The organism is Staphylococcus sp. HMSC067F07 (genome assembly GCF_001837405.1).
In the GTDB taxonomy this organism is placed as follows: Bacteria; Bacillota; Bacilli; order Staphylococcales; family Staphylococcaceae; genus Staphylococcus; species Staphylococcus capitis.
Genome location: NZ_KV832221.1, coordinates 88972 through 102868, shown reverse-complemented (window position 1 = coordinate 102868; position 13897 = coordinate 88972). Strand labels below are relative to the sequence as shown.

The following is a 13897-nucleotide window of genomic DNA, read 5'->3' as shown; positions in this document are numbered from 1 at the left end:
ATTTGGAGGCATTATACTAATGTTAGATTCAATTATGGAATTTATAAAAACATTTGTGATGTTGTTTTTTGAATTATTAATACTATTCATCATCGTGAGCTTTATTGTAAGTATAATCCAGCAGATAGTTTCAGAAGAAAAAATAAAACACTTTTTAAGTAAACCTAATCAAGCTATTAATTATATTTTGGGAATGGCTTTTGGTGCGATGACACCATTTTGTTCTTGTTCTACAATTCCTATACTTGCAGGTTTATTAAATTCTAAAGTTCCATTTGGCCCTGCAATGAGTTTTTTAATTGCGTCACCTTTAATGAATCCATTAATGATATTTATGTTATGGGCCTTATTAGGTTGGAAAGTTGCAATAGTTTATTTTATTGTACTAGCAATCTTTAGTATCTTAACAGGTTTTGTATTTTCAAAAATGAATTTAGCTGAAACTTATAAAGGTGTAAATGTTAAAGGCGATGGGTTTTTCGCTAATAAAAATGGATCTCGTTTTAAACAAGCATTAAATGATGCGTGGGCATTTTTATATCCAATGCTTCCTTACCTATTTATTGGTGTATTTATTGGAGCGTTCATATATGGATTTGTACCCGAAACATTTATTACTAAATATGCGAGTGGAGGTGGCATTATATCCGTATTTATTGCTTCTATTATAGGTATTCCTATGTATATTAGACCTGAAACAATGTTACCTATAGCTGAAGCATTAGCTTCAAAAAGAATGTCGCTTGGGACAGTTGTTGCTTTGATCATTGGTGGTGCTGGTGCAAGTATTCCAGAAGTTGTATTATTATCGAAACTATTCAAGAAAAAATTTGTAATCTCATTCGTTATCGCCATTTTAGTTGTAGCTATTTCTACAGGTTTGATAGTGAACATCGTTATTTAAAGGAGGTGAGATAATGGGAGTCAAAGACGTATTAAAAAAATTAAAACCTCAGGAACAATCTTGTTGTTCTGTAGAAATTGAAGAAAAAAAAGAGAAAAATGAAAAAGAGCAACAGGATAATAATTGTTGTTGTAACAATTAATTTAGAAGTCTGTAAAATATATGCTTCTAATAAATGAACGACAAATTCCAATGTAATAGTATGGAATTTGTCGTTCTTTCGTTTCAATTAAGGAAAATGATGTTGTTTATTTAATATTCTTTAAGACTTATAACAAAAAGACGTTAATTAAAAACCGCATCATTAACCGATACGCAGAAGCATACCATAAGTGAAGAGAGGTTTTTCAATCACTTTGAAAAAATTTTTTCGTGATTTAGGATTCTGATAAGAATAACAATCATTTTTCGGGAACTATACCATAAATAAAACAAAAATTAAGTTATTAACTATTTGATAATGGATTCTTAACAAATTGAAAAGGGAGTATAAAAATGATAAAAAAAATTGCACTTCAAAATATAGCTACATATCACAATCACGTAGAAATTTGTCCTAAAAAATAAATTTTATATATGGAAACAATGGTAGTGGTAAAACTACTATCTCAAATTTAATTGGAAATTATAATAGTTCTGAAGAATGTGTTGTTGAGACGGAGGATTCTAATAATGCAAATATATTAGTCTATAATAAAAAGTTTGTTGAACAAAACTTTAGCCAATCTGAAGAAGGGCTAAAGGGAATTTTCACTTTAGGAGAAGACTCAATACACTCACTAAGTGAATTAAAAGATTTGAGAGAGAAATTGCAAAAAAGTAGAGAATCGATACTTACTAAGCAAAATACTATTGAGAGTTTTGAAAATGAAATTTTAAAGGAAACAGGCAAAATAAAAAATAGGGTTTGGAATGTTAAAAAAAGGAGTGGTAAGGATTTTTCAAAAGCTTTAGTTGGCTATAAGAATAGTAAAATAAAATTCTTAGATCGATGTATTCAAACTTATAACAAATATAGTTTTGAAAACTTGGAAGCAAAATCAGAAGATAGTTTAGAAAAATTGAAAAAAAAGTATGATATAAGTTTTTCTGAGGATATTCAACTATATGCAAATTTTAATCTCAATGATATGTCAAATATTACTGAAATAGAAAAAACAAATTTATTTGAAAAAGTGATTACTGGAAGTCATGAAAGTCCAATAAGTCAGGTTATTCAAGCACTAAAAAACAGTGATTGGATTAAACAAGGATTACATTACCTAGAGAAATCAAATCAAAAATGTCCATTTTGTAATCAAAGTATTTCTAAAGAAATTGAACAAGAAATTAAAGATTATTTTGATGAAGAATATGAAAAAGATATAGAAAAATTAAATAAAATTTATCAAAGATATAACGCTTCTTTTAAAGATATTGAAAGCAATATATTGTTTATATTAGAAACACCAATTCCCTATCTTAATATAACGAATCTTAGTAGAGAGTTCGAAGTATTTAAGAAACAATATGAAGTTAATAAAAAGCAAATTGAAGAAAAATTAAGGAATCCCTCACAGAAAAAATATATAAAAAGCCTCACTCCTATTATTCAAAATATGAATAAAATGATTAACTCTTTTAATGAATCAATTGAAAAAAATAATATTGTTATTAGAAATAAAAAAAGAGAACAAAACAAATTTGTAGAAATGCTATGGATTTATTTTGTTAATGAAACTAAGGAAGAATTAAAAGAGTATATTAAATTTAAAGATGGTAGAAGTAAAGCTATTGATAATATTAATAAAAAAATTACAAGTTTAAATAATGAAATAAAACAAATTAATAATAAAATAGACGAAATAGAAATAAATATTACTAGTGTGACGCCTACCGTTAAAAATATTAATGAAATTTTAAAAAAGTTTGATTTTAAAGGGTTTAAACTTGAAGAGAATACTAAACAAAAAGGGACATATCTCATTTTAAGAGAAGATGGAACAATTGCTAATGAAACAATGAGTGAAGGTGAGTACAACTTTATTACATTTTTATATTTTTACTATTTAGTTTATGGTAGTCATGAAAGTACAGGTGTTACTTCAAATAAAATTATTGTTATAGATGATCCGATCTCCAGTTTGGATAGCAATGTATTATTTATTGTTAGTACTTTAGTAAAAAATTTAATAAGTGATTGTAGAGATAATAAAAACGGAATTCAGCAAATAATTAATCTTACACACAATATCTACTTTCACAAAGAAATCACTTTTTTAGGAAGTAGAGATAAATTTTCACCAAGTGAAGTGATGTTTGGAATTATTCGAAAAAAAGATAATATTAGTTATTTTGATGTTTATGAGAATAATCCTATAGAATCTTCCTACCAACTAATGTGGAAAGAATTAAGCTCTGATAATATATCAACGGTAACGTCGTTTAATACTATGAGAAGAATATTAGAGTATTACTTTAATATTATTGGAGACATGGATTACGAAAAATGTATTAATAAATTTGATGGAATAGATAAAATTTTATGTAAATCTCTTATATCAGGAATAAATGATGGATCTCATTTTATAAGTGATGATTTTGTTCTAGTACATGATGAAGATAATATAAAAAATTATAAAAGAGTTTTTAAGTCAGTATTTGAGAAGCTTGGACATATCCAACATTTTAATATGATGACGAGGAATATATAATAAGTGAAAGAAATTAATATATGATTGATAGAGATTAAAAAACATAATTAATCCTGAAAAATTAGGATAGGAACTATGAAATTTGCAGCAATATTTTAACAAACAATAAGAGATTAACATATTTTATAATTATTAAATTTAAAAATTAATATATATTATGGAATAATTTTTTTAGATGCTTGTATTTATTTTTAATTTGATAATCGTTTGTTAACGTTAATTTAATATACTTTTCTAAAACTGACACTCACCAATTAAACGAGCTATATCTATAGGTACTGTTAAGAATCTTATTACGTATTAATTAGATATTCATTATTAAAGCATCATTATATGTTTTTGAAATTGTTTTCAATGTTATAATAATACTAATAATATTAAAGTTTGGAGTAAGATATGAAGCCAATAATTAAATATCGTGGTGGTAAATCGAAAGAGATACCTAATTTTAAAAATTATATTCCCGTTAAATTTAATACTTATTATGAACCTTTCTTTGGAGGTGGAGCTACATTTTTTGATTTAGAACCTGATAGAGCTTATATTTCTGATATTAATAAAAATTTAATAAAATTTTATGAAGATTTAACTAATAATTACTACATAGTTAAAGAAGAATTAAAAGAATTAGAAATAAAATATATAGAAAATAGAGAAATTTTTTTAAAGAATAAAAGAAAAAACCCTGAATTGAAAGTTAACGACCCTAATGAAGAACTTTATTATTGGATTAGAGATCAATATAACCAAAAATTGCTCCCTGTTTATAGTTATGCTACATTATATTATTTTATTAACAAAACATCTTATTCTGGAATGATTCGATATAATTCTAGAGGGGAGTTTAATGTGCCATATGGAAGATATGCTAATTTTAATACAGATTTGTTGAATGAAAATCATCTCAAGTTGTTAAGAAAATCCAAGATAAAAAATGAATCTTATGAAAAAAGTTTTGATTTAGCAAATGAAAAAGATTTCATCTTCCTAGACCCTCCTTATGATACGGTATTTTCTGAGTATGGGAATGAAGTGTTTAGTGGAGATTTTAAAGAAAAAGATCATCATCAATTAGCACAAAATTTTAAAAATTTAAGTTCACCTGCACTCATGATTATTTCTGAAACTAAGCTAATTAAGAATATATATAAAGGTTATATAAAAGCTAGTTATCCAAAAAACTATTCAGTGAATATTAGAAACAGATTTAAATCTGAAGCTAATCATTTAATAATTACTAATTTTAATTAGAAGGAGAGTAAATGTGAAATATGGGTAGATTTGAAAGTAGAACTATATTTTTTTCCACATCTCCAAGAAATCCAGAATTAATTCCTAAATATCTAAGACTAATAAGAGAAAAAGATTTAGAAAATAAATTATACAATGAAACTTTACAAATAAAATTTTACGATATGTTGTCTCAAGCTAATTTAGCAGGAGTTAGTAATGGTGGTAAATCAAAAGATAAAGCATTTGCCGGGCGAGATAAATTGACTAGAGCTCCTCAAGCATTAGGCTTTTTAATTCCTAAAAGAAATAAACCTTTAAAGATAACTGAAGCTGGAAATTTATTAATGAAAGAGGCTCTATTTGAAGATGTTATGATTCATCAACTTTTAAAATTTCAACTACCGAGTGCACTTCATAAAGAAACTAAAAATAAAAATGAAGGTAGATTTAATATTAAGCCGTTTTTAGAAATAATCAGGCTAGTTTATGAACTTGAATATTTGACTTATCAAGAGCTTTCAATATTTGGTATAACGATGACAGACTACCGTAAATTTAATGAAACTAAACAAGATGTTTTAGAATACCGAGCTAAACGAAAAAATAGTAGAGGAAATAAAAGCTTAAAAAAATTTTATGAAGAAAAAAGAAATGAAATATTTAAAGAGCTATATATAGATATATTAGATAATAAAAATTACAAAGTTAGAGAGAATACTGAAAATTCTCAAGAAAAATTTTTGAAAACTAAACTATCGAATTCTTTAGATTACACTGATTCAATATTTAGATTTTTAAGAGCCACTGGTTTATTTGTTTTAACTAAGGGCAAGTCAATTTCTATTTCAAACGAAAGAATAAAAGAAGTACAATATATCTTAAAAAATGTTGAGAGAGATATTGTAAGTCCAGATATCTCTATAGATAAATATTTTAAATATTTATCTAACCCTAATATACCTAAATTAAAAAATGATGACTTACGAGAAATACAATTTGAAATTGAATCTAAAGGGATAAAGGTTGATTCTGATGATTTATATAGTCTTAAGGAAGAATTAAATAGACAGAGAGTACTAAAAAGGGAACAAAAGTTACTTGAAATAACAAAAAAATTAAAAAGAAAAGACAAAGAAGACGTTGAAGATATTATTGAAACATATTCACAAATTATAAAAAATGAAATTCCTGACCGGTCAGCAGTTATGGAATGGAATACTTGGAGAGCAGCAGTTATGATAAATAATGGAGATATAACTGGTAACTTTATACCTGATGATAATGGATATCCTATTTCTACAGCTGGCGGATCTAAAGGAGATATAGTAGGAGATTATGGTTCTTTTAATATCCTATATGAAGTTACTTTATCTCAAGGAAAAAAACAATATGATATGGAAGGTGAGCCTGTCCCACGACATGTAGGAGAATTAAAGAAGAAATCTGGTAAGGATACTTTTGGCTTTTTTATAGCTGAAAAGATAAATCCAGAATCAGTATATCATTTTTATTTAACCACCGGAACGAATTCAAAAATATATAATGGAAATATTAGCGTCATACCTATTAATTTATCTGATTTTATTCATATCTTTAAGTTAAGTATTGAAAAAAATATACAACCATCGGACTTCCTAGATTTACATAATTATTCAATTAATATGTCGCGAGAGAGTATTATTAATGGTGAAAATGAAGAATATTGGTATGATAAAGTCATGAAATATATTCTAAATAAAGTTTCGTAGCATTTAGTATTTTTTTAATTCAAATTATGTAGAATCTTGAAAAGTTTTAATTTAAGATACATCAAGTTATGTATAAAACGAAAGTTTTATAGTGTGAAAAAGGTACGTGTATCTAACTGTATCAATAAAAGGTTTTATATTAAATAAAGGTTCTTAAATGAAGTTAAAGGCTAAGAAGATAATGACTATTACGACTTTTATAATAGTAGGGATATTGTTGGTAGTGGAAGGACGTACTTTTAAATAGTGATTTTGCTAGTATTTCACGTCAGTTAAATGAAATTGTTGATGATGTATTCTACTAGTAAAAAGCATTGATTTCACTCTATAGAACTAATAATTTATGCGAGGTAGTTTAATTAAATTGAGACTTCTCAAATGAGACTACATCTAAAATTTTAAATAAACTAGAAGAATTAATGAATTTTAAAAGACTAAGACATACGCTTAGGTACTGATAAACTGTATCTAAGCGTATTTCTATTGCGTGAAACTTATTCTAAGCTCCCCGTTATGGTGTGAATATTCTAAAGTTTGAGTGGGCACATCATAAACATAAAACCTTCCTCTTTTTCACTAAGAGAGATTAAGGGTAATATTCTGCTTTTTAGTAAAAATGAGTTTTAAAATTAATATCTTATATAATATAAGATTTTGAACAAATATTTTATTTCCCGAAAATGAAACAAGAAGAGGTTTTATTTTAAAAATACTAACATTTCAGAATAGTGTTAAAAAAAGAAGAAAGTATATTTTCACCAAACTAAAAATGTTGTATAATTCATTTTAATATTAGTTTTAAATATTAGAATTATAATTAGGTGGATTTATGGAAAATATAAGAATTAGTGATTTAAACTTATCAAAGAGCGCCCGTAACATTCTATTTAAACAAAATATAAAACATGTAAAAGCACTTATTACTCTAACTAACGATGATATTAATAATTTAGAAACCTTTAGCGAAAATATGCGAGAAGAAATATTTAATTATAGAAACAAATTAATTAATATTAATAATTCTAATTATAGTAATCTTGAAGAATTATTTGGGAGCAATTTTTTAGCGCTTTTAAGAGCAGAGAACATAAAAAATATAAAAGAGCTAAATAAAATAGATGTTAATGAAGTGATTTATAAAAAAGCAGATAATCAATTCATAATGTACTCGCCTTTGTCTAATCGTTCAAAAAATCAATTAATTAAACATGGCTATGTTTATAATTACCAGATTGAAGATTTAACAGATGATCGCTTGGAAAAAATTAGAAATTTAGGAACAAAATCAATCAAAGAAATTCAAGAATTTAGAAATCACCTTATTTCTAAAATTGAAGAAGAACATTCAATTATTCAAACGTTGTCAATTGAAGAAGTACGGTTGCTTAAAATTGAGGAAGTACTTAAAGATAGAGAAATTTTAAAAATATTAAAAATGAATAATATCCATTTAATAGGAACTTTAATTGAATTGAATTATGAAGATATTCATAAGTTAAGAGATATAAATAATAAAACTAGCTTAATTATTAAAAAAATAATTAACCAATTAAGAGAAGAATTAAAATTATCTAAGAAGGATTTATATACTTTAGTTATTCAAAATCCAGAGTTATCTATTGAAGACATCATTAAAATTAATACACCTAAATCAAAGTTTAATATAGCTATAAGATATCTGAGCGGAAGCAAATATCTAAATGAAATTTCAACCAATCATCAAGGATTTAGTAATAAGGAGAAAGCTATAATTACTAGGTATAATTTAAATAATCTAAATAATTTGTTATCAAGCTCTTATTCAAGGCTATTATCTTATTCTTATGTTGGCAAGAAAAATTTAATCTCTATTCTTAAGAAATTGCTTCAACAAGTTGTGGTTTATAATAAGCATGAAATTTTTATGGGGGATACTTCTAGACTTTATTTTAAATTTTCAAGACAAAAATTTTTATTAAATTTGAAAGAAGTTTTGCTAAATGACTTAATTGAAAAATTTAATGTAATTAAGGAGAAAGAATTATTAGATGAGAAGATGTCATTAACTCAAGAATTAGATTTATTAGTAAATAATAATATTGTTACGGAAAAATTAATGAATTTAGATGTATCAAAACTAGCAGAAGATATAGCTTATATATTTATAAAACAAAGTGAATTTTTATACGATATAGATGAATTAACTAATAAACTAAGTAATGAATTTAAACGGATTGATTGGGACATTACTATAAAACAACTACTAGAACAAGATTTAATAGGTAAGAATAAATTCGGAAAAATATTTTCAAAAAAGCCTTCGATTTTGCTTTATGCAGCTGAAAACTTCGATGCTACTAAATTTGAAATGATAAGACTTAGATTAAAAGGAAAGACTTTAGAAGAAATTGGAAAAACTTTAGGTGTAACTAGGGAACGTGTTAGACAAATAGTAAAAAAGATTTTAGATAGTACTGATGAGGTGTTTAGAGAAGATGATAATTCATATTGGTTCAAAACATATAATTTAGACGCAAAACAATATGCGTTATTTTTTAGAGATGATTTTTATAATTATTTATCCATCCGTTACAAAAAAGGGAACCATTCATGGGAAGATATCATTTATGATGATAAAGCCTCTGTTGAATTAAAAAAGAGCGTTAGAAATGAGTTGCTTAAAGGTAAAATCGAATTAGGTAATAAAGTAATAAATAGAAATCGAACAGGGATTATCGATTATATATTAGAAGAATTCTGTCAAGATGCAGTGCATATTTCCGATGTTTTACAACTTTATAATTTATTTATTGAAGAACAAGGTCTAAATAATCAAGAATTCAATATAGATATTAGATACTTAGAAAATAGATTAAGTGATACTTCAAGTTCTGTAAGTCAAGGTAAGAAGATATATAGATATTATAACTATAATCAATATGACTGGGATAGTTTTTATAAAAATATAAATTTTGAAGAATGGAAAGATTTAGAAATTTCTTCATTGATAATTTTTAAACAATATCCAATACTCATGAAAAGTTATGATATTAGACATGCTAATGAATTACACAATATTATTAAGTGAACTTTGAGCGTAGTAGAAGATTTACGCATAGACTTGTCACGTATGCCAAATATTAAAGTTGGAAATGTAAATAGAGAACAATAGGTAAAAGACTTGATGTTCGAGTATGCACCAATTCATATTAATAATTTTGTAGATTTATACTATGAAAATTATGGAATAAAAAAACAAACAATTAAAGCTAATTATTTACAATTCATAGATAACTATATATCTGGTGAAATTATTAATGTAAGTTATGATTCATTAAGTAAGAAAGATATTGATTATGTTCAGAGAATTATTAAAGATCAAGATTTCATATTTATTGAAGACATCAAAGCTGAGTTAAAATATGAAATTAAAGAAATACAACTTATATTAAAATATTTAGGCTATAAAATATTTAGTTCTTACATATTAAAAAATCATTATGAAACTAGTGTAAGTTATTTTAATAAGAATTTTTACGATCAAAAAAATATACTAGATTTTACTAATATAGATAAAAGACTATGGAGATTAAGCACATTTACCTCTTGGTTATTTTATAAATTTAAGGAAATGAAAATATTTGAGTTTTTTCCAAAAAAATTTATAACCATCAAAAAACTTGATGAGATTGGTTTAACTTATAAAGTTTTGAATGATTTTAGAGAGGAAGCAATTATAAAACTAAGTGACCATAGAGTGTGGTCTATTAACACACTAATTGATTTAATTGACAGTGAGGATATAGATCAATATGGTTTTGAACCATTATTTTATCGTTCAATTTTACGAGGCGTAGACAATATATATAGTAATAAGATGGGAGGTAATTATCTTTTGAAATTAGATGAAGACTTTAGCTTAACAAGTTTAATTGAAGAAGAAATAATTGGAGAAAAAGTAATTGACATCTTTGATTTAACTCAAATAATTAATGATAAATATGATGTTCAATTTAATTATTCTAAATTGATTGAATCAATCAAACATACAAACATGTATTATGATGAAATAATGGAAAAAGTTTATTTGGATTTAGATTACTATTATGAGGAGTTTGAAGCTTGATGAATGAAATAAATGAAGATAATTTAATTAAAACAGGATTAACAAACAAATTAACAGTTGATGGCATTACTAAAGCATATGATGTTTATAAAATTAAACTAAATGAATTATATTATAATGATCAAAACGACAGAATAGCGACATGGATTAGTAAATACAAAGCGGAAAATGAATTAGAAAATTTTGATTTAAATGATATTGAGTATTATAACGATATAATTCACGAATTTATCAAGAAAAGCGATGAAAAAGCTTTTAAAAAAACTAAAAATAATATAAAAGCATTAGAACAAACTGAACCTGCCATCATATTAAAAGATGGTCGAATTATTGATGGAAATAGAAGGTTTACATGTTTACGCGAATTATCGAAAGAGAATCCTAAGTTCAATTATATAGAAGCTATGATAATTGGCAAGGACATTCATGAAAGTAAAAAGGAAATAAAATTATTAGAATTATATTTACAGCATGGGCGGGAAGAGAGAGTTGGATATAATCCGATAGATAAGTTAGTGGGCGTTTATAATGATATTGTGAAACATCAACTAATTACTAAAGAAGAATATGCCAAAAATACTGAACAAAGTTTAACAGAAGTTAATAAAATGGTTAATCGAGCAGAATTAATGGTTGAGTTTTTAGAATTTATTGAGATGCCAGAACACTATTACTTGGCACGTGAGTGGGATTTAGACGGTCCTTTGGGCGAAATAACTGCAGTACTTAATAAAATAAAAACTGAAGAAGACCGTATAGATATGAAAAATATTATTTTTACTAGTTTGTTAAATAAACCTGACACTGATATGACAAGATATGTTCGTAAAATGAAAGATTTAGTTAATACACCTCAGTTCAAACCATTTGTCGAAGAAAACCGTGAATTGAGTGAAGAAGTTCTTGAAAAGTTTGAGGATGAGGAAGATGTAACGCTTGATTTTATTAATAAAGAGATACGTGGGAATGATGACTTAAAAGAAAGTTTTAAATCAATTTATACTAAATATCAAGAAAAAATTAAAAAAAGAGTGACACTTGATGCACCTAAAAAACAGATTGAAAAAGCTATAGATGTATTACAAAATATTGATTTTAATATTGTTCTTAGATTAGATGATGAATCGGATTACCCTCAATTTTTAAATTCTTTGGAAGAATTAGAACAAGAAGTAAATAGAATAAAAAAAGAGGTTTATGGTAATGATACAAGTTCTTATCAATAAAGATAATCAATTGATTATTCGTTCAACATCTGATGTTTTAAATCAATTTAAGAAAAAAACAGGATTTAAACTTTATTTAAGAAGCTATGTTGAAATAAATTCAGAAGAATTGATTATTTTTAGGGCGGATATCTACTATAAAAACCTAAAAGAAATAATTAAGAGAATTAAAAAAATTGGAAGTAAAATCAATGAAAAAGTGTTAGTTGATTCAAATGTTACTAATTATTTAGCTAATATTGATTCATACATTAACTATAAGTATACAGTAGGTAATGATATTAAAAATGATGATATAAGATTTGATGACCGATATGAAGAATTTCAAAGTGTAGTAAATAATCAGTTAGAAAGAAAGTTAAGAAGCAAGCAAATGAAAGATGCGTTTTATTTGTCTATGATGCAAAAAGCTGGCAATTTTTCTGTACCAGGATCAGGTAAAACATCTACAGTATATGGTATGTATGCATATTTAAATGTGAAGAAAAATGTAAACAGAATCGTAATGATAGGGCCATTAAACTCATTCGGGTCATGGATAAGTGAGTATCAATCTTGTTTTGGAAAAAAAAGAAAATTAAACTACCTAAATATTAAGGATCTTAATACATCTAATGAAAAGAAAATGGTACTTAAATATGAGAGTGGCAACAAAGAATTGATTCTTCTTAATTATGAAATTTTAACTAGATTAGAAGATGAAATTAAAAATTTAATTAATAATGAAACTTTAGTAGTGTTTGATGAGGTACATCGCATTAAGAATCCCAAAGGGGAAAACGCGGGAGCAGCATTAAGAATAACTGAAAATGCCAAATACATGGTTACTTTAACTGGAACACCTATACCAAATGGATATAAAGATATTTATAATTTATTAAATTTGATGTATCCAGCTGATTATAATCACTTTTTCAATTTTGAAATATCCTTATTAGCAAACCCAACAAATTCAGAAGTAAAAGTAATTAATGATAAAATTCAACCATTTTTTACTAGAACCACTAAAAATGAATTAGGAGTTCCTCCTACTAATAACGATAAAATTATAAAAGTATCATCAAGTTCAGAAGAGTTGCAACTTTTTAATATATTATTTTCTAGATATAAGACTAATCAGTTAGCCTTGTTTGCTAAGATTATGCAATTGGAAAGTTCGCCTTCAATGTTATTAGAGAAATTAGATTTAAAAGAGTTTGAAGAACTATTAGATTTGAGTGGAAACCATGAAGATTTAGTTGAATATATAGATTACTCTCAAGATATCGAAGATTTAGTAAATCAAATAGAAATCACTTCAAAGATGCAAGCGCTTTTATCTCTTATAAAAGATATTGTCAGTCAATCTAAAACAGCAATCACATGGTGTATTTTTGTAAAAACAATGTATGATTTAAAACATTATTTAAATTCTATGGGTATTAGAGCTGAAGTTATTTCAGGATCTGTTCATCAAGAAGAACGTAACGAGATAATTAGTAGATTTAAAAATAAAGAAATCGATATTTTGATTACAAATCCCCACACTCTGGCAGAATCGGTTGCTTTACATCAGACTTGTCACGATGCTATTTACTTTGAATATAGTTACAATTTAGTTCATTTATTGCAATCGAAAGATAGAATTCATAGATTAGGATTAAAAGATGATGATTATACACAATATTATTATTTCCAACAAAATTACTCGTTAGAAAATGGCAATTATTCGTTAGGTGAAAGAATTTATAATAGACTATCTGAAAAAGAGCAATTGATGTTGGATGCTATTGATAAGCATGAATTAGAAATATTACCTACGGAGGATGAAGATCTAGTATTCTTCTTTAAAAACGTTATAGATTAATCGATTAATATATGGTGTAAACAACTAAGAAATTAATGAATAAATTCAAGTTTAATTACTATAGATATAAGTACTAAAAAATAAAATTATATTACTATCTATACATAGTAGTGCTTTATAAGATATGTGTTTATCAAAAAGT

General features: G+C 25.6%; 9 protein-coding genes. All 9 read left to right on the top strand.

From position 1 onward, the window contains the following. Positions 1-19: 19 nt before the first annotated feature. Positions 20-904 (top strand): permease, encoded by an 885-nt coding sequence (locus HMPREF2706_RS02520; protein WP_070862171.1) that lies wholly within the window; start codon positions 20-22, stop codon positions 902-904. A 13-nt stretch (positions 905-917) separates the two neighbouring features. Next, positions 918-1046, top strand: coding sequence for a hypothetical protein (locus HMPREF2706_RS12310; RefSeq protein WP_002449516.1), 129 nt, complete (start codon positions 918-920; stop codon positions 1044-1046). Positions 1047-1467: 421 nt separating this feature from the next. After that, complete coding sequence (locus tag HMPREF2706_RS02515) at positions 1468-3597, top strand: AAA family ATPase (RefSeq protein WP_306460818.1); 2130 nt, start codon at positions 1468-1470, stop codon at positions 3595-3597. A gap of 396 nt (positions 3598-3993) precedes the next feature. Beyond that, positions 3994-4848 carry a DNA adenine methylase gene (locus HMPREF2706_RS02510; RefSeq protein WP_049427127.1) on the top strand — a complete coding sequence of 285 codons (855 nt, stop codon included), beginning with the start codon at positions 3994-3996 and terminating at the stop codon, positions 4846-4848. Between the two features lie 20 nt (positions 4849-4868). Next, positions 4869-6578 carry an AlwI family type II restriction endonuclease gene (locus HMPREF2706_RS02505; RefSeq protein ID WP_049427129.1) on the top strand — a complete coding sequence of 570 codons (1710 nt, stop codon included), beginning with the start codon at positions 4869-4871 and terminating at the stop codon, positions 6576-6578. A gap of 829 nt (positions 6579-7407) precedes the next feature. Next, positions 7408-9645 carry a DNA-directed RNA polymerase subunit alpha C-terminal domain-containing protein gene (locus HMPREF2706_RS02500; protein WP_070862170.1) on the top strand — a complete coding sequence of 746 codons (2238 nt, stop codon included), beginning with the start codon at positions 7408-7410 and terminating at the stop codon, positions 9643-9645. A gap of 96 nt (positions 9646-9741) precedes the next feature. Further along, positions 9742-10683, top strand: a complete 942-nt coding sequence (locus tag HMPREF2706_RS02495) for a hypothetical protein (protein ID WP_070862169.1) — start codon at positions 9742-9744, stop codon at positions 10681-10683. After that, positions 10683-11909, top strand: a complete 1227-nt coding sequence (locus HMPREF2706_RS02490; protein WP_049427138.1) for a ParB N-terminal domain-containing protein — start codon at positions 10683-10685, stop codon at positions 11907-11909. Before HMPREF2706_RS02495 ends, HMPREF2706_RS02490 begins: the two co-directional genes overlap by 1 nt. Beyond that, positions 11887-13755: a DEAD/DEAH box helicase gene (locus HMPREF2706_RS02485; protein ID WP_070862168.1), complete on the top strand. Its 1869-nt coding sequence runs from the start codon at positions 11887-11889 to the stop codon at positions 13753-13755. The genes HMPREF2706_RS02490 and HMPREF2706_RS02485 overlap by 23 nt, the downstream gene beginning before the upstream one ends. The last annotated feature ends 142 nt before the right edge of the window (positions 13756-13897 follow it).